The 19,812-nt window shown below is 50.9% G+C and carries 24 protein-coding genes and 1 tRNA gene; 2 read left to right on the plus strand and 23 right to left on the minus strand.

Going from position 1 to position 19,812, the window contains the following annotated elements; genetic code table 11:
• The 11 genes from tnpA to rpsF all read right to left on the minus strand — a co-directional run.
• Positions 1-283 (minus strand): IS200/IS605 family transposase (tnpA, locus tag ABD76_RS11315; protein WP_197256799.1); only part of this gene is annotated, 283 nt, incomplete at its 3' end.
• 195 nt (positions 284-478) lie between these two features.
• Positions 479-1,765 carry an adenylosuccinate synthase gene (locus tag ABD76_RS11320; protein ID WP_197256931.1) on the minus strand — a complete coding sequence of 429 codons (1,287 nt, stop codon included), beginning with the start codon at positions 1,763-1,765 and terminating at the stop codon, positions 479-481.
• 175 nt (positions 1,766-1,940) lie between these two features.
• Entirely contained in the window at positions 1,941-3,296 is a 1,356-nt protein-coding gene (gene dnaB, locus ABD76_RS11325) for a replicative DNA helicase (protein ID WP_197256933.1), read from the minus strand.
• 1 nt (position 3,297) lies between these two features.
• Positions 3,298-3,741, minus strand: coding sequence for a 50S ribosomal protein L9 (gene rplI, locus ABD76_RS11330; RefSeq protein ID WP_197256935.1), 444 nt, complete (start codon positions 3,739-3,741; stop codon positions 3,298-3,300).
• Positions 3,738-5,696, minus strand: a complete 1,959-nt coding sequence (locus tag ABD76_RS11335; protein ID WP_197256937.1) for a DHH family phosphoesterase — start codon at positions 5,694-5,696, stop codon at positions 3,738-3,740. The genes rplI and ABD76_RS11335 overlap by 4 nt, the downstream gene beginning before the upstream one ends.
• Positions 5,697-5,707: 11 nt before the next feature.
• Positions 5,708-6,634 (minus strand): DUF2232 domain-containing protein, encoded by a 927-nt coding sequence (locus ABD76_RS11340; RefSeq protein ID WP_197256939.1) that lies wholly within the window; start codon positions 6,632-6,634, stop codon positions 5,708-5,710.
• A gap of 127 nt (positions 6,635-6,761) precedes the next feature.
• Positions 6,762-7,184 (minus strand): CBS domain-containing protein, encoded by a 423-nt coding sequence (locus ABD76_RS11345; protein WP_197256941.1) that lies wholly within the window; start codon positions 7,182-7,184, stop codon positions 6,762-6,764.
• Between the two features lie 118 nt (positions 7,185-7,302).
• Positions 7,303-8,280 (minus strand): LCP family protein, encoded by a 978-nt coding sequence (locus ABD76_RS11350; RefSeq protein ID WP_197256943.1) that lies wholly within the window; start codon positions 8,278-8,280, stop codon positions 7,303-7,305.
• A gap of 621 nt (positions 8,281-8,901) precedes the next feature.
• Entirely contained in the window at positions 8,902-9,177 is a 276-nt protein-coding gene (gene rpsR / locus ABD76_RS11355) for a 30S ribosomal protein S18 (protein WP_168178524.1), read from the minus strand.
• A 20-nt stretch (positions 9,178-9,197) separates the two neighbouring features.
• Positions 9,198-9,692, minus strand: coding sequence for a single-stranded DNA-binding protein (gene ssb, locus ABD76_RS11360; RefSeq protein ID WP_197256945.1), 495 nt, complete (start codon positions 9,690-9,692; stop codon positions 9,198-9,200).
• A gap of 47 nt (positions 9,693-9,739) precedes the next feature.
• A complete protein-coding gene (gene rpsF / locus ABD76_RS11365) occupies positions 9,740-10,027 on the minus strand; it encodes a 30S ribosomal protein S6 (RefSeq protein ID WP_168178522.1) in 288 nt (95 codons plus the stop codon).
• 278 nt (positions 10,028-10,305) lie between these two features.
• Between rpsF and ABD76_RS11370 the strand changes: the two genes are divergently transcribed.
• Positions 10,306-10,500, plus strand: coding sequence for a YjzC family protein (locus ABD76_RS11370; protein ID WP_197256947.1), 195 nt, complete (start codon positions 10,306-10,308; stop codon positions 10,498-10,500).
• Between the two features lie 484 nt (positions 10,501-10,984).
• Here the strand turns inward: ABD76_RS11370 and ABD76_RS11375 are convergent, their stop codons facing one another.
• The 5 genes from ABD76_RS11375 to ABD76_RS11395 all read right to left on the minus strand — a co-directional run bounded on the left by ABD76_RS11375 (position 10,985) and on the right by ABD76_RS11395 (position 12,872).
• Positions 10,985-11,092 carry a putative holin-like toxin gene (locus ABD76_RS11375; RefSeq protein WP_083835607.1) on the minus strand — a complete coding sequence of 36 codons (108 nt, stop codon included), beginning with the start codon at positions 11,090-11,092 and terminating at the stop codon, positions 10,985-10,987.
• 224 nt (positions 11,093-11,316) lie between these two features.
• Positions 11,317-11,407 (minus strand) — tRNA-Ser (locus ABD76_RS11380).
• Positions 11,408-11,454: 47 nt separating this feature from the next.
• Complete coding sequence (locus ABD76_RS11385; RefSeq protein WP_197256949.1) at positions 11,455-11,673, minus strand: DUF951 domain-containing protein; 219 nt, start codon at positions 11,671-11,673, stop codon at positions 11,455-11,457.
• Positions 11,663-12,592 carry a mechanosensitive ion channel family protein gene (locus tag ABD76_RS11390; RefSeq protein WP_197256951.1) on the minus strand — a complete coding sequence of 310 codons (930 nt, stop codon included), beginning with the start codon at positions 12,590-12,592 and terminating at the stop codon, positions 11,663-11,665. Before ABD76_RS11390 ends, ABD76_RS11385 begins: the two co-directional genes overlap by 11 nt.
• A 4-nt stretch (positions 12,593-12,596) precedes the next feature.
• Entirely contained in the window at positions 12,597-12,872 is a 276-nt protein-coding gene (locus ABD76_RS11395) for a putative Se/S carrier protein (RefSeq protein WP_197256953.1), read from the minus strand.
• Positions 12,873-12,978: 106 nt separating this feature from the next.
• On the opposite strand from ABD76_RS11395, the gene yyaC reads away from it, so the two are divergent.
• Positions 12,979-13,566, plus strand: a complete 588-nt coding sequence (gene yyaC / locus ABD76_RS11400; RefSeq protein WP_197256955.1) for a spore protease YyaC — start codon at positions 12,979-12,981, stop codon at positions 13,564-13,566.
• Here yyaC and ABD76_RS11405 read toward each other — a convergent pair.
• The 7 genes from ABD76_RS11405 to ABD76_RS11435 all read right to left on the minus strand — a co-directional run.
• Entirely contained in the window at positions 13,563-14,090 is a 528-nt protein-coding gene (locus ABD76_RS11405; protein ID WP_197256957.1) for a DUF4446 family protein, read from the minus strand. The genes yyaC and ABD76_RS11405 overlap by 4 nt on opposite strands.
• A 27-nt stretch (positions 14,091-14,117) precedes the next feature.
• On the minus strand, positions 14,118-15,287 hold the full coding sequence (locus ABD76_RS11410) for an aminotransferase class V-fold PLP-dependent enzyme (RefSeq protein WP_197256959.1): 1,170 nt from the start codon (positions 15,285-15,287) through the stop codon (positions 14,118-14,120).
• Between the two features lie 218 nt (positions 15,288-15,505).
• Positions 15,506-16,360, minus strand: coding sequence for a ParB/RepB/Spo0J family partition protein (locus ABD76_RS11415; protein ID WP_197256961.1), 855 nt, complete (start codon positions 16,358-16,360; stop codon positions 15,506-15,508).
• On the minus strand, positions 16,353-17,114 hold the full coding sequence (locus ABD76_RS11420) for a ParA family protein (protein ID WP_006678734.1): 762 nt from the start codon (positions 17,112-17,114) through the stop codon (positions 16,353-16,355). Before ABD76_RS11420 ends, ABD76_RS11415 begins: the two co-directional genes overlap by 8 nt.
• Positions 17,115-17,309: 195 nt before the next feature.
• Positions 17,310-18,125: a nucleoid occlusion protein gene (gene noc / locus ABD76_RS11425; protein ID WP_197256963.1), complete on the minus strand. Its 816-nt coding sequence runs from the start codon at positions 18,123-18,125 to the stop codon at positions 17,310-17,312.
• 390 nt (positions 18,126-18,515) lie between these two features.
• Complete coding sequence (locus tag ABD76_RS11430; RefSeq protein WP_197256965.1) at positions 18,516-18,896, minus strand: hypothetical protein; 381 nt, start codon at positions 18,894-18,896, stop codon at positions 18,516-18,518.
• A gap of 570 nt (positions 18,897-19,466) precedes the next feature.
• A partial coding sequence (locus tag ABD76_RS11435) for a transposase (RefSeq protein WP_197253583.1) occupies positions 19,467-19,812 on the minus strand: 346 nt, incomplete at its 5' end.

Below are 19,812 nucleotides of genomic sequence, written 5' to 3' on the forward strand. Positions count from 1 at the left end.
CATGCTTCTCGAATATCATCAGTGAGCTTTTTCCCTTCAGATATCCCATGAATGATGATACTGAGATTTTTGGAGGAATCGCTACTAGCATATGTACATGATCTGGCATCATGTGACCTTCTAAGATCTCCACTCCCTTGTATTTACATAAACGCTTGAAGATTTCAATCAAGTCTTTTCTCACTTGATTATAAATCTCTTTCCGTCTATACTTCGGGGTGAACACAATGTGGTATTTGCACATCCACTTCGTGTGAGCTAGACTATAGTTCTTGTTTGCCATCTAAGACCATTCCTTTCATTGAGCCTGAACATCTCAATTTTATCGGGATGGTCTTGTTGGTCAAACCCTCGATCCCTCCACCCGCATAGCGGGTGGTTTTTTGTTTCGTGCGTTTCACGCACTCAACGGGCTAAAGCCCATAAAAAAACCGGCCGTTCCTCTCGGGAACAACCGGTTATTATCCGTTCTCTTCATTTATGAGCGATAGATTGGACGAACCTGGTTCGTCTGCTCGCGATTGCGTCCGACCGAGAAGATCGAGATCGGAATGCCTGTCAGCTCGGATACTCGCTTCACATAATTGCGAGTGCTCTCCGGCAGTTCTTCCATCGTCTTGCATTGCGAAATGTCTTCCGTCCAGCCTGGCATTTCCTCGTAGATAGCTTCGCATTCCGCGAGCATGTTCAAGTTCGCCGGATAGTGCTCAATCACCTGATCGCGGTATTTGTAAGCCGTGCAGATTTTGACCGTCTTCAAGCCGGTCAGCACGTCCAGCGAGTTCAGGGACAATCCGGTAATGCCGCTTACCCGCCGCGCATGGCGCACGACGACGCTGTCGAACCAGCCGACGCGGCGCGCGCGGCCGGTAACGGTGCCGTACTCATGGCCCGCTTCGCGGATGAAGTCTCCCGTCTCGCAGTTCAGCTCCGTCGGGAACGGACCGTCGCCTACGCGTGTCGTATAAGCCTTGGCGACGCCGATAACCTCTTCGATCTTGGACGGTCCCACGCCCGAACCGATGCAGACGCCGCCTGCCGTCGGATTCGAAGACGTAACGAATGGATAGGTGCCTTGGTCGATATCCAGCATGACGCCTTGCGCCCCTTCGAACAGCACCTTCTTGCCGGCATCGATCGCGTCGTTCAGCACGACGGACGTGTCGACGACATACTTGCGGATCGCATCCGCATATTGAAGATATTCGTTCAGCGTCGCTTCAACATCCAGCTCTTCGCCTCCGTACATTCGGATCAATTCGTTCTTCTCTTTGGCGAGATGGCGGAATTTCTCCTCAAATACGTCCTTGTCGAGCAAATCGACGATGCGAATGCCGTTGCGCGCCGCTTTGTCCATATAGGCAGGGCCGATCCCTTTGCGGGTCGTCCCGATTTTGTTCGGTCCTTTGCGTTCTTCCTCCAACCCGTCCAGCACCATATGATATGGCATAATCACATGCGCCCGATCGCTGATGCGGAGATTGTCGGTCGAGAAGCCATTTTCGTGAATATATCCAATTTCTTCGATTAACGCTTTTGGATTGACTACCATGCCGTTTCCGATGACACAGATTTTGTCCTTGTAAAAGATGCCGGATGGTATCAGGCTCAGCTTATACTTTTTATTATTGATTAGGATCGTGTGCCCCGCATTGTTACCGCCTTGATATCGCGCCACTACATCTGCGCTTTCGGCGAGGAAATCGGTGATCTTCCCTTTTCCCTCGTCACCCCATTGGGTTCCTACGACGACTACTGTAGACATTTTCATACCCCCGTCGGGTGTTCACACACCAATATTCGCTGCATTCTTCGGAAGGCAGCATTTTAAGTGTATCAGCGTTGGAAGACGAAGTCAATAAAAAAGCGAACGTTACGTACCGCCCATATATCAATGTTCGGAAAAGTAACGCTCGCACGCTATGAATCCCATTAAATGTCTATCCTGCAGGCATTTCCTGATGATTGCGTTCGTAGCTTACGAATTTATTGAAATTTTTGAGGAAGACGAGCTCGACGGTTCCGACCGGGCCGTTCCGCTGCTTGGCGATAATGATCTCGATGATGTTCTTCTTCTCGGTATCCTGATTATAATAATCATCGCGGTACAGGAACGCGACGATATCGGCATCCTGCTCGATCGAACCGGATTCCCGCAAGTCGGACATCATCGGACGCTTATCCTGACGCTGCTCCACGCCCCGGCTCAACTGCGAGAGGGCAATGACAGGCACTTCCAGCTCCCTGGCTATCTGCTTCAGCGTCCGGGAAATCTCGGATACTTCCTGCTGCCGGTTCTCTCCCGGCTTGCCGCGACCGTGAATAAGCTGCAAGTAGTCAATCAGAATCATGCCCAGCCCGCGCTCTTTTTTGAGGCGCCGGCATTTCGCCCGGATATCGGCGACCGTTACGCCCGGCGTGTCATCGATATAGACTTCGGCCTCGGACAGCGCCGCAATCGACATCGTCAGCTTCTCCCAATCATCGTCCTCCAGTTGTCCGGTACGCAGGCGTCCGGCATCCACGTTCGACTCCGCGCAGATCATCCGCTGAACGAGCTGTGCGGCGGACATCTCCAGACTGAAGATCGCCACCGTCTCCTTCGCCCGCACGCCGACATTCTGGGCAATATTGAGCGCGAACGCCGTCTTCCCTACGGAAGGCCGGGCCGCCACAATAATGAGGTCGCTTCGCTGGAACCCGGACGTCATCTTATCCAGATCGGGGAATCCCGACGGAATCCCCGTCGTCCCGCCCTGATGCTGGCTCAGGAATTCGACCCGCTCGTAGACATCCATCAGCACGTCCTTGATGGCGATGAAGCCGCTGGACGAACGGCGATTCGATATTTCTAGGATCCGCCGCTCCGCATCGCTCAGCAGGCCGGAGACGTCGTCGCCGCCGGAGTAGCCTTCGCTCACGATCTGGGTCGCAGTCCGAATAAGACGGCGCATCATCGACTTCTCTTCGATGATCTGCGCATAGTAATCGACATTGGCCGCCGTCGGCACGGCGTTGGCCAGCTTCGTCAGATACGAGATACGGCCGACATCCTCCAACTGCTGCTTCGCCTGCAGCTTGGCGGTCAGCGTAACGAGATCGACAGGCTGATTCTCCTCGCCGAGTTCAATCATCGCCTCGTAGATCATTTGGTGAGCCGGATCGTAGAAGTCCTCCGGCTGAATCCGTTCCATCGCCGTAATCAAGGCTTCGGATTGCAACAGAATCGCGCCGAGTACCGCTTGTTCCGCCTCCAGATTTTGCGGCGGAATCCGATCAACGAACAAGTCGTTCATCTTATTCCTCCGTTACGTGAACCTTCACTGTCGCCTTCACATCCGGGTGCAGTTTTATGGTTACATTCGTATAGCCGAGTGAACGAATCGGTTCGTCCAGCTCGATCTTACGCTTATCGATTTTGAGCTTCATTTTGCTGAGCGCTTCCGCGATCTGCTTCGTCGTGATCGCCCCGAACAGGCGCCCGCCTTCGCCCGCCTTCGCCTTCAGCGGGACCGTTGTCTCATTCAAGGTCGCAGCGAGCTTCTCCGCATCGAGCTTCTCCTGCTCCTTGCGTTTTTGTTCCGATTTATTCTGCTGCTCCAGGGTCTTCAGATTGCCTTCCGTCGCCGGACGCGCAAGTCCCTGCTTGAACAGGAAGTTCTGCGCATATCCTTCGGAGACTTCCTTGATTTGCCCCTTCTTGCCTTGTCCTTTAACATCCTGCAACAAAATGACTTTCATTCGAACAACCCCTCTTCCGCATCAATTTCTTCGAGCACGCGTCTCAGCTTGGCCTCCGCTTCCTCGAGCGGACACGCCAACTGCACGGCCGCGTTGGTCAGATGGCCTCCTCCTCCCAGCCGTTCCATCACGACCTGGACATTCATCTGCCCGAGCGATCGCGCGCTAATCCCGATGAGTCCGTCCGGACGTTCGCTAATCACGAACGATGCCAGCACATCGGTCATATTCAACAGCGTATCAGCTACTTGGGCGATGAGCAACTGTGAATATTTGCGTCCCGGCTCCGTTACCGCGACCGCGATATGCCCATAGAGCATTTCCGCGCGCCGGATAATCTCGGCCTTCTCGATATATTCATCGAGATCCTGCTTCAATACGCGCTGCACAAGCAGCGGATCGGCGCCTTGGCGGCGGAGGAAGCTGGCCGCATCGAAGGTGCGCGACCCGGTCCGGAGCGTGAAATGCTTCGTGTCCACCGTGATGCCCGCCAGCAGCGCGGTCGCTTCCAGCATGCTCAAATTAATCCGGTCATGGATATATTGAAGCAGCTCCGTGACAAGCTCGGCCGTGGACGATGCATATGGCTCCAGATAGACAAGCACCGCGTCGTTGATGAATTCCTCGCCGCGCCGATGATGATCGATGACGACAATCCGTTCCGAACGCAGCAGCTTCGGCTCCTCCACCAAAGAAGCTTTGTGCGTATCGACCACGACGACCAGGCTGGCCTCGGTAATCATCTCGACCGCTTCGCCGCGGGTAATGAACCGGGACCATAGAATCTCGTCCTTCCGCAGTTGGTCGACCATCCGGTCGATGGACGGATTGCTCTCCTCGAGCACGATATACGCCTCTACCTCCAGCATTCGGCACGCATGCAGCACGCCGATCGCCGAACCGATCGCATCCGTATCCGGCACTTTATGCCCCATAATGAACACCGCGTCGCTCTGTTGGATGAAGTCGCGCAGCGCATGCGCGATGACGCGCGCACGCACCCGCGTCCGCTTCTCGACCGCGTTCGACTTGCCCCCATAGAAAGAGAGCCGCTGACCCATGCGGACAGCAACCTGATCCCCGCCCCGGCCTAAAGCGATATCCAAGCTCGACTGAGCCATCCGGCCGAGCTCGGCAATGCTGTCCGCTCCGGCCGCAATCCCCATGCTGAGCGTAACCGGGAGCTTATTGCCGAACAGCACCTCTCTCACTTCATCCAGAATCGCGAACCGCGTCTGTTCCAGCGCCTTCAATGTCTGTACATCCATAACGAGGAAGTAACGCTCCGAGGAGAGCCGGCGAATCAGAATCCCGTTCTCTGCCGCCCACTCCGTAATCTGGCCGGCGACCCGCGCGATGAGCCCGGTCCGCTGCTGGTCATCCATCCCCTGTGTCGACTCTTCCAGATTGTCCATAATGACCGTTCCTAGGGCGATGCGTTCTTCCTCGTATCGCTTGCGCAGGGTCCAGATGTCGGTAATGTCCCTGAAGTAGACGACCCGCTCCCCGGGCACGATATCCGCATGGACGATGCGTCCGCCGATGAACAGCTCCTGTGAGTGCTCCGAATCTTTGCCGGCCTGAAGCTGCGGGAAGACTTCTCCCAGCTCCTCTCCAACCAGGCCGTCCTGCTCGATAAGCTGAGCCACATAAGCATTATGCCATTCGATGATTCGGTTCTCGCTGTACAGAAGAATGCCGTAGGGCAGATCGACGATGGCGCTCTCTCCGGCCCGCTTGACGCGAAGCCCCAGCGTGGTCAGATATAATTCAGTTTCTTGCCGGAATTTGTGTTCCGCCGCCAGCGAAGCCACAGCCAATGCGGCGATGCCGGCGAAAGCAAGCAAGCCGACCATCCAGTTGTAATAAGCGAGGACGCCCGTGACCACGACGAGCAGCACGAACGTCCAGATGATGTGCTTGAAATACCAGCGTTGGAACAACATTTTAGGCATAGTTTCTCACCCTACGCTTTTGGCTTGGACATGGCCTGCCGCAGCGGAAAGGCCAGATCCACGATTCCGATAATTCGCAAAATGCCATGGAGCAGCGGCACAAAGATGACTGCAATGGTGATAACGACCGGAATAGCCCTGTTCCATTTACGCGAATGCGCCAGGAAGAACAGGAAGCCGATGCCCTGCACCATGAAGGCGAGTTGAAGCAGCGGCACCAGGTTGATCAAAATCAGGGTCAGGAAGCTTCCTGACGACTTCTGCACGATCAGATCGAGAATGATCGTAATTAAGTAATACCAGATTAAGGCCCGCGGCAGCATCCATTGCCGGACCGGCTTCAGCTTCTGCACCGCGATGCCCTGTGCCGTCAGCAGCGCCCGGCTAATGGCATACGTAATGGTGCCCATATAGAGCGCGCCGATAATCAGCATGAACGGGATCATCTGGCTGAGCAGGATGACGAATTGCTCCTTCATCTCCTGTGTCAGATCCGCCGGGAACAGCGTGGTCTGCTGCAATCCGGCCATGCTCTCGTTCATCAGCGACATAATGTAATGGTACACGTTGAAGTCAAACGCCAGCTTGGCGAACGCCAGCAGCAGCAGCGATTCCACGAGGAATGTGGCGGTTCCCGCGACATATACGTTCAGGGCCGGCCGCTTCTGCTTGAACATATGACCGAATACGATTCCTGGAATCATAAAATATACACCCGTCAGCACGCCTACCATCCCTAAGCTGCCGAGCAAAACATACACAAGTAATAACAATGCCGCCCCATGCAGAATAAACCCGCGCAGGGATTGTGTTGCGTAGAGCATGACAAACGGCACCGCCATAAAACTCATCGTCAACACCTGAATCGGTTGTAGGATGGATAATAACAATACGAGCGCCGCAACCGCCCATGCTAACGATGACCAGCGATATTTCAACCTATTCACCTCTTGAGAAGCTCTTCTTCCCTCTTGGTTCTATTCCGTTCGTCACGCAAGAACCGGGGCTAACTTCCTTATTTTTTCCCTGTCCCCAATAAAACCGTCATTCTTCATTATACCATATTTACTTGATATTCATGGCTTTCGACGTGAACTGCTCGCAATATTCAATAATTTGGCTGCGCCGGACAATGCCGATGAAGCGGTTCATATCGTCAACGACCGGAACGAAATTCTGCACCTTGGCCAACTTGATCAGATCCTCCATATTCGAATCGATGCGCACCGTTTTATGACGGACATTCAAGGGCACATCCTTGAGCAAAAAGCGCGATGCGTTTTCGAAGGTGATGCTCCCATTCGAATTCTTCATATGCCACAGCAGGTCTCCCTCGGTGACCGTCCCGACGAATTCCCCTTCATCATTCAATATAGGCACGGCCGTATAACGATGATGCTCCATTTTTTCCAAGGTTTGACGCAAGGTAGCGCTCACCGTCAAACATACGACTTCATGTTTGGGTGTCAAGAAAAAAGCAATATTCATCCGCGTGGTCTCCTCCTCATGTCAAGCAGGGGCCATTTTTCTCCCTAAGATTAAATTAACACATTTCCCTTATCAAAAACAAAGAGTCAGCCGCAATCACGACTGACTCCTATCCGTTTTAATCTCCCTTGACTTCGCGCGGCTCCATCAGATCGGCCTTCTTCGTGTTCGGATCCAGCCAATTATCAAGGAGCTTCTGCACATATTCCATATCTTCTTCATCAACCATATAATACCATACATTGCTCATCATCTTGCCGTCGCCATGCAGCATGTAGCTGCTGATTTGCGGCGTATCCGACTGCGTGAACATCGTCTTCGCCAGGTCAATCATGAATTTGGGACGAATATCGGTCGAGAAATTATCACCCATAATTTGAATAAGTTCAGGAATTCGGCCGATTTTGTCCATTTCGATTGCCCGGTGCATGATGGCGTTCAAGAAGGTGCGGTGCCGCATCGTCCGGTTCATGTCGGAATCCTCGCGATAGCGGACGAAGTATAATGCTTCCTGTCCGTTGTAAATTGGCTTGTTCGCCTCGATCCGGAATTTCTCGTGGTTCGGATCCTTGTTCACAATGTCTTCCTTGATCGGAAGCTCTACGCCATCCAGCGCGTCGACGACATCCTTCAATCCTTGGAAGTTAATGGTTGCGTAATGATCAACTTTATGCTTCAGCAGGTTCTCCACCGAATCCATGCTCATTTTCGCTTGCCCGTATGCGTAAGCATGGTTCAGCTTCGTCTCGATCCCTTTACCGATAATCTCGGTGTACGTATCGCGCGGAATCGACAGCAGCAGGACTTTATTGTCTTCCGGCCGCACGACGGAATAAATGATGGTGTCCGAACGCCCCACTTCATTGCCGCGGGCATCAATCCCTAACAGCAACACCGAGAACGGCTCGGTAACCTTCCGGATAACCTCTTCTTTACCTTCAATCGGTTTGTACGAATTCTCCAGTGTTTCCTCCACATGCCCCGACAGGAACATGTCGAACGCCAAGACGGCGATCTGTTTGCGGAAGAAAAACCCTCCGAATCCGATGATGGCGATCACCAAGAAGGCTATCCACCATTTTTTATATTTTTTCATGCTCTCAACTTCTTCCTTTTTGATGAATTTGTAGCGCCCTGCCCGCTGCCCCGTTTTCTCTTTGCTGTTCTTTCTTGGGCAAGTTCTTTGGCCGCACCCCTTTGCCGGATGATTACACAACTGGATCAACAAATGAAACATCGCTTCTTCCCGCCGCGTCTTCCCTATAAGACGCAATCCGCGCGATGCATTCCTTTAGCATATTATGCTCCCGGACACGCCCTTGATGAATGGCGTATCCTGCCGATCGACACTCGCTCAACCCGGCTCCCTCTTCCCGGCTAGAGCCAAAAAGTTGAAGCCGCCTTCACTTCATGTTCGGCTTACCCCTAGTTGCTCATGGTCCGATTTATCTATTTTATAGCTGTCGTATGAGCGGAGCCATGAGGTATTGCATTGGATCTTACCATACATTTTCGAATTACAGAAAACAACAAGTTTATTTTACATGTATTTGATCAAAAAATAAAATACTGATTGGTCACATTTTTGGTGTAATTATTGAAAATATGGGAATAATTATTGGGTTTTTAAGGGGAAATTTACGATTTTTTTTGGGGACAGACATGTAAATGAAGACATAAAAAACAGCCGGGTCATCAACCCGGCTGCTCTCTTGCATTACTCCGTTGTGTATGGCAGCAACGCTACTTGACGGGAGCGTTTGATCGCTACAGTCAACAAACGTTGATACTTTGCGCTTGTTCCTGTTACACGGCGAGGCAGAATTTTGCCGCGCTCGCTGATGAATTTCTTCAACAGATCCGTGTCTTTGTAATCGATGTGCGTAATTTTGTTCGCAGTGAAGTAGCATACTTTACGGCGCTTGTTGCGTCCTTTACGGCCGCCAAAACGACGCTCGCTGCGTTCGCCGCCTTCATTTTGCTTGAAGCTCATTCCATTCAGTCCTTTCCCTATTAAAATGGCAAATCATCATCAGATATATCGATCGGTCTGCCGTCGTCAGAGAATGGATCCGCTGCCGGACCGCGGGACTGGCTAGAGCCTCCTCCGCCATAGGGCCGCGAGTTATTGTTCGGCTGTCCGCCGCCATAACCTCCGCCCATATCGTCACGACTTCCTCCGCTGTCGCGGTTGGACTCCAGGAATCGTACGTTATCGGCGATAACCTCCGTAACGTATACGCGCTTCCCTTCATTGTTGTCGTAACTCCGGACTTGGATTCGGCCTTCCACGGCCGTTAGCCGACCTTTGCGCAAATAATTGGCGCAAGTCTCTGCCAACTGCCGCCATGTGACCACGGGAATGAAATCCGCCTCCCTCTCGCCATTCTGGTTCGAGAACGGACGATCGACCGCCAACGTAAATTGCGTCACAGCAACTCCGGATGGCGTATAGCGCAATTCAGGGTCACGGGTTAGACGACCAATCAAGATCACGCGATTCAACATGTAATCCCCTCCTTCGACGTATCCTTACGAAATACGATGGTTGGCAATTAAGCCACGTCTGTTGTTACGAGATGGCGGATAACTTCGTCGGAGATCTTCAATTGACGCTCCAACTCGGCAACCACTGCAGGTTGTGCAGTGAAGTTCACGAGAACGTAGATACCGTCGCGGAACTTCTTGATCTCATAAGCAAGACGGCGTTTGCCCATCACGTCGTGTTTCGTAATTTCCCCGCCTTCGTTAGAGATGACGCCTTGGAATTTTTCGACTGCTGCTTGGACAGCTTCTTGCTCGATGTCTGGACGAATGATGTACATCAATTCGTATTTGCGCATTTCACGTTCACCTCCTCTTGGACTTCAGGCCCCTGATCGGTGCGTCAGGAGCAAGGAGCGAGAAAACTCGCACTAAATAAATATAACAAAAACAGGGCTATGGTGCAAGCCATACCTTTGCTGACTTAGCCAATTTCATCTCGGTTTGCCCATCTGCAAAGCGGAGAAACTCATAGGGATCAAATCCCCTCCTACATTTCTCCACTAATGAACCTGTGCCTGGACGCGAACAATACAATGGAAGAGACAAATTTGCCGATAATCAGGAGGTGGCAAGGATGGGTGAACAGACCGAATTTGAGCCGGGAGACAAAGCGCCCAACGACGGTATCTACATGGAGGTAGGCGAGGCAAGCTTCCACACCGAGATTCAGGATCCGAAGCAGATTCGATTGAAAAAAGGCGAAACGTTCCCGGAGACGACCAACAAAGACCGTAAATGGAAAAAGAAATCCCACGCTCTTACCCACTAAATAATTTTACCTAGCGCATAAAATCGGCATGAACAGCCATAATAACGACTGACGGTGCGAAGCGAGGTGGGTTCCGTTGAACATTGCAGCGAAACAACCGAGTGATGACGCATACTTTACGATAACATCATAAGAGAAGCGAGGGGTTGTGCCAAAGACACTTTAGTCTGAAACACGAATCTTGTATGGTCAGCCATATAGATGAACCTGAGCCATCTGAAGAAGTGAAGTAAAGAAAGTCTAATCAAGCACCGTCAACCAGGAAAGGACTCTGCATCTGCGGAGTCCTTTCATTTACTGTGAAGGCCAGAGTCACGGATTCGCACGAATGCCAAATTAAGTAGACGTATAATAATCGCTATGCTATCATATAAATAAGAAAAAGAGCCGTGCGGCAACACGACTCTTCCGCAATAGCCGCTTCAAAGGCGGTGGCTTAAAACCAAGGTAGTACCTGAATAGGCCGTGACCTTAGCCGGGCGGCCTATTTTTTTGTGTGCAGGTATATCAGCAGCGTCACGACAAATGTCAGCAACGCGAATATCCAGAGTCCAAACTGGAACATCACGGACAATGCTTCGTATACGCTCACTGGCATCGCCTCCCTTCCGGGAGATTAGCCGGCTGCCCATAAAGCCATTCTAGTGCATGGCAATTATATCCTACTTTTCGGACAGGGTAAACCATATAAAAATACCTCCTACTCATCGGTAAGAGGTATCGAATCAGTTCGTCGTTATGAAGCCACCAACGTACGAACGTATGTATCATCCATTAACTCCGGTATCATACCAAAGTGTAGAACTAAAGTGAAAGTGGCGGAAAGGGTGGGATTCGAACCCACGCACGCTTTGACACGCCTAGCTGATTTCGAGTCAGCCCCCTTGGACCTCTTGGGTACCTTTCCACAGCACAATTCATTTTAACACATGAACTTAAAAAATGCAAGATGTTTTACTCCACTTTTTTTTCGGCCCCGGCGTCTGCCGACCGAAGCACTTTTTTCATGCTTTTTTCGAACTTGGCCCGCGGAATGAGCACACTGTGCTTGCACCCTACGCATTTAATCCGAATATCCATCCCCATACGGATAATCTCCATTTCATTCGTGCCGCATGGATGCGGCTTTTTCATTTGCACAATATCCCCCAGTTCAAATTGCTTACGTTCCATTCGTCGAGAGCCCCTTTCCTTCATCATTTTCAATTGATGCCGCTTCCTCTTCTTTGCGATATTGCGCTTTTCTAACCTCCAGATTGATGAGTCTGGACACCTGAGCTTGAGTGAACGGCTTGCATTCCGCGATGATGCGTATCGTCGTCTCGGTGCGGGTCATTGTCTGAATTCCAAGCACCTGCGGCTGCCGGATTACATTCGGTTCGCGCTCCGGCAAGGCGGCCAATGTCTTCTCCATTCTCTGAATCGCTGTATCGACATCTTCATCCGCCGCGATGACAACATCCACTACGGCTAATGAATTGCTGATCGAGTAGTTGGTTACGTCCGTAATGCTTCCATTGGGGATAATATGTATCTCCCCTGTCCAGCTGCGTATCCGCGTAGACCTTAGTCCGATCATTTCCACCGTGCCCTGGAACTGACCTACCTTGACAACGTCCCCTACGGCGAACTGATCCTCGAAAATGATGAAAAAACCGGTCATCACGTCCTTGACCAGACTCTGCGAGCCGAAGCCGATCGCAAACGTAACGACCCCTGCCCCGGCCAGCAGCGGCGCCAGATTGACGTTGAACTCCATTAAGATGAACATAATCATCGTAAAGTTGAGTGTCAATGAGGTGACATTTTTGAGCAGCTTCACAATCGTGAGCAGCCGGCGCGGATTAAGCGCAAGATTTCCCCTTCCCTTCTTGCTTATCGCTCGGTCAATCATGCGAAAAAGAACCTTAATCGCAATCCGGGAGATGAGAATAATGAGCACGATCCGGATGGATTTGAGAATCAGCCATTCCCATGTGGAAGGATCCGTAATCCAGTCCATCATCTGATGCTGCCATTTCTGAAAAATGCTAACCGTCTGTTCGATGTTCTGCTCCATCATGTTCGTCTCTTCCGGTTCCGCCTGCAGCATACTCTCACTCCTCTGCCGATTCTATCAATTGAATATATTGATCATCCCGCTTATAGTATATCCCGCGAATCTCGACCCGCTCGCTTCGAATCAGGGTCCGGACCGTCCCCAGATCGTCAGGCTGGAACTGAATGGACAGCGCGCATCCTGCCGTAATCTGTGTCGGCGTCGGACAAGTGTCAATGTCCAGATCGAGGTATTCCATCAGCATTTCCATTCGAAGCGCATGCTGGGTAGAATCAAAGGCCAGCACCCATTCTTCCGCTTCTATTCCATTCATGACGGCGCATCCTTCCTTAACAGTATGATTTCCTTCTTCCGAGTATAAAACTCCTCTTTCATCCATATACTAGTTACTACTATTTCGTAGAAACGGAGGTTGCGCCGTGAGTTACTCTCTCTTCAATTCTCCTGCTCCCATAGACTGTCCGCCATGCAAAGTGGATTACAACACGCCGGAAGCGCTGACGACGCTGGTCCGTTCCTGCCGCGAGCATTTGCGCCTGCGTGCCCCTTACCAATCACTATCGGTTGTATGCATTGGCACCGACCGTTCCACCGGGGATTGCCTGGGCCCCCTCGTCGGCACGTATCTGGTCAAGCGATCCAATTCCCAGTACCGCGTCTTCGGAACGCTTCAGCAGCCGGTCCATGCCATGAATTTGCAGGACAAGCTGGATGAATTGCGGCAGGAAGACGCGAATACCTTCATCTTAGCCGTGGATGCCTGCCTTGGCCAGAGCAGCAGCGTAGGCGCGGTTCAGATCCAGCATGGTCCTGTCCGTCCGGGCGCGGGAGTGAACAAACAATTGCCCCCGGTCGGCGACATGCACATAACCGGCATCGTCAACGTCGGAGGCTTCATGGAATATTTCGTGCTGCAAAATACTCGGCTTCATCTGGTCATGAGCATGGCCGAACTGATCGGAGAAGTGATCCATCAATCGATCGAAGGGACAACCCCGGTTAACTAAGCTCTGTCAGCCTTCGCCGAGGCGGCTTGTCCACGGCTGGCTGCCGCCGCATCAAGGGCCTGCTTTTCTTCCGGCGATAAGGTATACGCGGATTGGCCTTTCTCCACAGGCTTGGCGTATACATAGGAATGATCCCGCCCGTGAATGCCTGTCAATACAATGCCGTCCTGTTCATCGTTGATCCAGGCAATCGAGAAACTCAGTTCGCTCCCATGCTCTGCAAAGGCGTTATAGCGCTGAATGCCGACATGGGATTTCATTCTGGCTGCGGTTCCTTCCAACTGCTGAATCCGACGTTGATGCTGCTCGAACCCGTCCCGCAACCGGCTCATGTCATCATGCATGCTGGAGAGCACCAGATCGAGCTGCTCTACACCGCTCTCCCCCATGATGGACATGTATTTCCGCCGCAGCTTGCGAAGCTTCACGCCCTGAATCCATACCAGTAATAGTAACATAAGAGATAACCCTGCCGTACACAGTACGACCAGCGGCATCCATTCATTCCATAATTCATTCATCATAGGTTTCTGTTCTCTCCTGCCTCTAGCTTATCCGATGCATAACCAATGTAGAGCTTCCGTTACCCGTTCGATATCTCCCTCCGTCGTATTCCAGCCGACACTAATGCGAAGCGCGCCGGATGCCAACGTCCCCGCAGCCCGGTGGGCCGCAGGAGTGCAATGATATCCCGCCCTCGCCGCAATGCCGAACTCCCGATCGAGACGATGGGCCAAGACGGAACTATCGACGCGTTCGCTGACCAATGATACGATCCCCGTTCGCGGCTGGCCGAGTTCAGGTCCAAGGACACGCAGGTCTGGCAGCCGCTCGATTGCTTCCATCAGCTTCTGTGCCAGTTTCCATTCCTTCATATACCTGGCCTCAACCGTCTCCTGCAGTACAAATCGTACCCCTGCCTCCAAACCAGCGATCCCGACCGTATTCGGCGTCCCCGCTTCATAGCAATCCGGCCGCGTGGCAGGATGAACCGCTTCATCGGAAAAGCTTCCCGTTCCGCCCTGTACGAGGGGTTGGACATCGAGAGCCGGGTCAATATATAGCCCGCCGGTTCCCTGTGGCCCAAGCAGGCCTTTGTGGCCGGGAAAAGCAAGCATATCAATGCCAAGCGCCGCCACCGAGATGGGCAGCAGCCCCGCCGACTGGGCGGCATCCACAAGGAGCTTCGCGCCATAATCATGCGCAATGGCCGCAATCTCCCCTATCGGTTGGATGGAACCGAACAGATTGGAGCTATGATTGCAGATCACGAGCCGGGTATGAGGCTTCAAAGCCTGCCGAACGCGATGCAGATCGACCGTTCCGTCCGCATCCGGTTCGACATAAGTGACCTGAACCTGATGATGGCGCATCAACCACTCCAGCGGACGAGTAACCGAGTTATGCTCTACACCCGTTACTACGACATGATCCCCCGGCCGGACGTAGCCATGAATAGCAGTGTTCAACGCCATCGTCGTATTGGCCATCCAGGCAATATCTACCGGGTTGGCCACCTGGAACAGCTTGGCCACCGCCATTCTCGCATGAAGAATGCGCTTGCCTGCCTTCACGGCCATGCGGTGCCCGCCTCTCCCCGGGTTGCCTCCTTCTTCCAGCATCGCGCGCTGCATCGCTTCCATGACGCATGCTGGCTTGGGCCACGAGGTGGCTGCATGATCCATATAAATGATCGGAGGCGCATCCGCTCTTCCGCCCATCTCATCCACCTCATTCTATCTATAACTTTACCTTATCCCGGCATCGACAAATAGAACATTTTTGTAACCTTTTCTATCCCAATATATCCCTGGAAACCAGCCGTTTCAGCCCGGAATCTTCGCAGAAAATCGGCTCTCAAAACAGAAAAAAACTGGCATTCTTAGTTTAATCCTTTGGGCTTAGGATGACAACCAAGTGTCCAGCTTTTTTGCAAAAATTATTTGGAAGAAACGGTCTGCAGCATTTCCAGCAATCGTTCCAGATCCTGCTTGCTGAAATACGCAATCTCAATTTTTCCTTTGTCTTTATTTTGCTTAATCCGGACCGTGGTGCGGAATTGCTCGCGCAGGCTCTCCTCTACTTCATGCAAATATGGGTCATGGCGAACAGCCTTCGGTTTGTCTGCCGATTTGTTTTTTTGGTGAAGCTGCTGTATCGCTTCTTCCAGTTGTCTGACGCTCCACCCTTGATCGATCGTCGATTTCGCAAGCTGCTTCACTTTCGTTGTATCTTTTACGCCTACGATAGCGCGTGCATGTCCCATCGATAGTGTTCCACGTGAAACATATTCCTTTACTTCTTCCGGAAGTTGAAGCAATCTCAGGAAATTGGCTATATGCGATCGTGATTTGCCGACCTTTACAGACAGTTCCTCTTGCGTAAGCGAGAACTGATCCATAAGTCCTTGATAAGCGAGCGCAAGCTCGATCGCATTCAGGTTTTCCCGCTGCAGGTTCTCAATGAGAGCAATTTCCATTACTTGCTGATCAGAAAAGCTGCGAATCACCGCCGGTATCGTTGGCAGCCCGAGCAATTGCGAAGCCCGGTAACGGCGCTCACCTGCAATGATTTCGTAGCCTTTGACGACGCTCCGGACAATAATCGGTTGAATGACACCATGCTGCTTAATCGACTCGGCCAACTCCTGAATCGACTGTTCATCGAAATTTTTGCGCGGCTGATAAGGATTCGGACGCAATTGCTGCAAGGACACTTCCGTAACCTTATCATCATCGTTCACGGATAAAGAAGGAATGAGCGCATCCAAGCCGCGTCCCAAACGCTTACTCATATGAAATCACTTCCTTCGCAAGTTCCAAATATACCTCGGCGCCTTTCGATTTCGGATCATAAGTCATAATCGACTGTCCATGCGACGGCGCTTCGCTCAGACGGATATTCCGAGGAATGATCGTTTGATACACCTTTTGCTGAAAATACTTTTTCACTTCTTCGATGACTTGAATGCCCAGGTTCGTACGCGCATCCAGCATCGTGAGCAGAACGCCCTCAATTTGCAGGGATGTATTGAGATGTTTTTGCACCAGTCTTACCGTATTGAGCAATTGGCTCAAGCCTTCCAAGGCATAGTACTCGCATTGAATCGGAATAATGACGGAATGAGAAGCCGTCAGCGAATTAATCGTTAAAATCCCTAAGGACGGCGGACAATCAATCAAAATATAATCATACAGATGGGCCACAAGCTGCAAGGACTTCTTCAACCGGACTTCCCGCGAAATTGTCGGCACCAGCTCAATCTCGGCCCCTGCCAGTTGAATCGTAGCCGGGATAATATGTAATCCTTCGACCATCGTGGGAACGATCGCATCTTTGGGATGGACGTCATTAATGATGACATCATAAATGCAGTTGGCTACATCTGCTTTATTGATCCCTACTCCGCTTGTCGTATTGCCCTGCGGATCGATATCTACCAGTAATACCCGCTTGCCTAGCAACGCCAAACCCGCACCCAAATTCACCGTCGTCGTGGTCTTCCCGACGCCGCCTTTCTGGTTGGTAATGGCAATGACTTTAGCCATTCCTCTTCACCTCAATGTTGATTCTTTCTGCCTGCTCGAGCTGCATCGAGAACTTGAATTGCTTTCCTATGCAATAAAAAGAGCGGCGTCTTGTCTGCCGCCCTAACGTTCCGCCATCAGAACAACACCAACGTCTTCATCCGATTCTAAGCAACGGTAGACATGCAGCACATGATTGGACTTCAGGACGCGATTTTATCGTTTCGGAATTTTAATCACAATTTCGTAATGATCCTCGTGATCCGTTTCATTCGTTTTAATCTTCAGGCCGGATCCGGACACCATATCAATCGACTGGCGAATCGTGTTCAAGGCCAAGCGCACATCTTTCGTGAACGAAATGCGTTTCGTCTTTTTGGCCTTATTGACTTCTTTATAGAAAGCGACTCTCGCTTCCGTTTGCTTCACATTCAGTTCTTTCGTAATAATCTCATTCAACAACTTGAGCTGCCATTCTTCCGAATCGAGACTCAACAGTGCCCGGGCATGACGTTCCGTCAGCTTGCGTTCCATCAGAGCTGTCTTGACTGCTTCCGGAAGTTGAAGCAACCGAATCTTGTTGGCTATCGTCGATTGGCTTTTGCCTAATCGCTGCGCCAAGCTTTCTTGTGTCAGATCATGGAGATCGATCAGCTTCTGATAAGCAACCGCTTCCTCGATGGCGGTCAACCCTTCACGCTGCAAATTCTCAATGAGGGCAATCGACGCCGCTTGAGAATCATTAATTTCTCGAATGATCCCCGGGATGGTGTCCATGCCCAGCTTTTTCACGGCCCGCCAACGCCGCTCCCCGGCAATAATCTCATACTTGCCATTGCGCTGCCGAACCACGATGGGCTGAATCACACCATGGGTCTTAATCGTCTGACACAATTCATCAATTCGTTCATCATCAAAAATGGTGCGCGGCTGATAAGGACTGGTGACGATCTCGTTCACCGGAAGCTGCTTGACCTCATCGAGCGCTTCCCGCTCTGCAAAACCGAATAACCGAGACAGTTGTTCTTTCATATCCGATAATACCACCTAACTTCAAAATAATGCCAGACACTTGAAGAAGCGGCAGTTGCTCTGCTCCATCGGATTGTATAATCCGTGATCCATACCTACATGAAAAGCCTACCCGTGCTCTATCCATGCCGTTGCATTGGATACAGCTATCCTCTATTCCTATCTATTCTCCAAGCAGGCACCTATTTCCTGCAAGGAGAGAACCTGAACAAAAAAATTGTTCCACGTGGAACAAATCACCAATTCCATTGGCACCCATTTCTGCTCTACTTTACATGATACCATGATGTTCCTGCGTTTCATAGATATTCTCGGAACTGATCTGAGATTAGATAAAGTGCAACCTGCTTTGTCCATTGCATCAAAAAGCGGCCTATGTACACAGGCCGCTCATTTACATTTTCCCGATTCACCTCCGCGAATCTTTCCCTCGCAATATAGTTTATAGTAGGTGTTGTTACTCACTTCCGCAGCAATCGCTTCTGTGACAGGAACGCCCTTTATCGAATATAGATTGGTGCCAACGAGATATTTGTTAGAAAATGTATCTTCTATGGATTTCAAAAACGATTCATCATCACTGTACTTTTCAATCGTACCAATTCTATTATCGATGTCCATTACCATCTCTTCGGTTGCCCGATATAAATATCCGTTCAAAGTAACTGAACTTATTCGCCAATCACCACTTGAAGTGGGTAATTTTTCTTGAGAAGTGCATCCCGTGATAATTACGGACATTATAATGGCGAAACATAAAAAATAACGCATGCGCATCCCTCCTGATTATGGAAACGGTTTAGTCCATCCAAATGTTGCAATAAATCATGATGGCTTAACGCTGGAGACCGTATCGAACCTTACTTCGCCTCTGTCTCATGATAGATTAATTCAATGACAGAACAGGTGAATACTCATCCTTGCGAATAGCCGAAGCTCACGGCATATTGAGTGGTACATTGAGCTTGGGGTAAATCATGACAGAGCCGCAAGACTACTCCTGCGGCTCTGTCATGATAATATATCCCTCGCTTTTCTTAACAAATCATAATACTCCAATCCACAGACCATCACGGTTTCAAAGTACAAATATTTCATGTCATCTTCTTGATCTTCTGGGGATTTTGCCGTAAACCATTCTTCCTCCATATCCTTTTCAGTAAAGACGTGGGATCTGTAGAAAGAAAGACCCACCTCTTCAAAGTCAAAAATAGATCCTAAATCGAACTCACTGCATGGCGTTATTTCAACAATGGCTTCGATTAACTTATCGGCCTTTGTATTGAAGACATCAATTCCATAGCAAGTGAAGTTTGCGTAATTCTTTAAAAGTCCGGTGAATTAGTGCAGTTGTAGCCGTCTGATGGACATGCAAAACGAGTAAAACAACTCAGCCAGCGCTGAAATGAGTAGGCGTGACAACGCCTCTGTCATCACGGATTTCGTTTTTTGGCATGCCGACATACCAGTTCGAGATCGCTTTTTCCCAAACCGGCATAGTCTTTTCAGATTTTGAACGATCGCCGTCAGTAGCGCCTGTTCTTGCATGCAGTCGAGTCCGCGGCTCCGTGCACGATCCATGCCATGCGCAACTTTGCTTTCAGCAAACACATGCTCACAGCGGGTTCGTAACTTTTGCAGATGACGGTAAGAACCCGTTAGCTGAATCCGTTTAGCTCTGTTTCGG

This window comes from Paenibacillus dendritiformis (genome assembly GCF_015845845.1).
In the GTDB taxonomy this organism is placed as follows: Bacteria; Bacillota; Bacilli; order Paenibacillales; family Paenibacillaceae; genus Paenibacillus_B; species Paenibacillus_B dendritiformis_C.

Bases quoted from the DNA above. Each gene is read 5' to 3' on its own strand.
- ABD76_RS11320 (WP_197256931.1), bottom strand. From the start codon at position 1,765: ATGTCTACAGTAGTCGTCGTAGGAACCCAATGGGGTGACGAGGGAAAA.
- dnaB (WP_197256933.1), bottom strand. From the start codon at position 3,296: ATGAACGACTTGTTCGTTGATCGGATTCCGCCGCAAAATCTGGAGGCG.
- rplI (WP_197256935.1), bottom strand. From the start codon at position 3,741: ATGAAAGTCATTTTGTTGCAGGATGTTAAAGGACAAGGCAAGAAGGGG.
- ABD76_RS11335 (WP_197256937.1), bottom strand. From the start codon at position 5,696: ATGCCTAAAATGTTGTTCCAACGCTGGTATTTCAAGCACATCATCTGG.
- ABD76_RS11345 (WP_197256941.1), bottom strand. From the start codon at position 7,184: ATGAATATTGCTTTTTTCTTGACACCCAAACATGAAGTCGTATGTTTG.
- ABD76_RS11350 (WP_197256943.1), bottom strand. From the start codon at position 8,280: ATGAAAAAATATAAAAAATGGTGGATAGCCTTCTTGGTGATCGCCATC.
- rpsR (WP_168178524.1), bottom strand. From the start codon at position 9,177: ATGAGCTTCAAGCAAAATGAAGGCGGCGAACGCAGCGAGCGTCGTTTT.
- ssb (WP_197256945.1), bottom strand. From the start codon at position 9,692: ATGTTGAATCGCGTGATCTTGATTGGTCGTCTAACCCGTGACCCTGAA.
- rpsF (WP_168178522.1), bottom strand. From the start codon at position 10,027: ATGCGCAAATACGAATTGATGTACATCATTCGTCCAGACATCGAGCAA.
- ABD76_RS11370 (WP_197256947.1), top strand. From the start codon at position 10,306: ATGGGTGAACAGACCGAATTTGAGCCGGGAGACAAAGCGCCCAACGAC.
- ABD76_RS11385 (WP_197256949.1), bottom strand. From the start codon at position 11,673: ATGGAACGTAAGCAATTTGAACTGGGGGATATTGTGCAAATGAAAAAG.
- ABD76_RS11390 (WP_197256951.1), bottom strand. From the start codon at position 12,592: ATGCTGCAGGCGGAACCGGAAGAGACGAACATGATGGAGCAGAACATC.
- ABD76_RS11395 (WP_197256953.1), bottom strand. From the start codon at position 12,872: ATGAATGGAATAGAAGCGGAAGAATGGGTGCTGGCCTTTGATTCTACC.
- ABD76_RS11405 (WP_197256957.1), bottom strand. From the start codon at position 14,090: ATGATGAATGAATTATGGAATGAATGGATGCCGCTGGTCGTACTGTGT.
- ABD76_RS11410 (WP_197256959.1), bottom strand. From the start codon at position 15,287: ATGGGCGGAAGAGCGGATGCGCCTCCGATCATTTATATGGATCATGCA.
- ABD76_RS11415 (WP_197256961.1), bottom strand. From the start codon at position 16,360: ATGAGTAAGCGTTTGGGACGCGGCTTGGATGCGCTCATTCCTTCTTTA.
- ABD76_RS11420 (WP_006678734.1), bottom strand. From the start codon at position 17,114: ATGGCTAAAGTCATTGCCATTACCAACCAGAAAGGCGGCGTCGGGAAG.
- noc (WP_197256963.1), bottom strand. From the start codon at position 18,125: ATGAAAGAACAACTGTCTCGGTTATTCGGTTTTGCAGAGCGGGAAGCG.
- ABD76_RS11430 (WP_197256965.1), bottom strand. From the start codon at position 18,896: ATGCGTTATTTTTTATGTTTCGCCATTATAATGTCCGTAATTATCACG.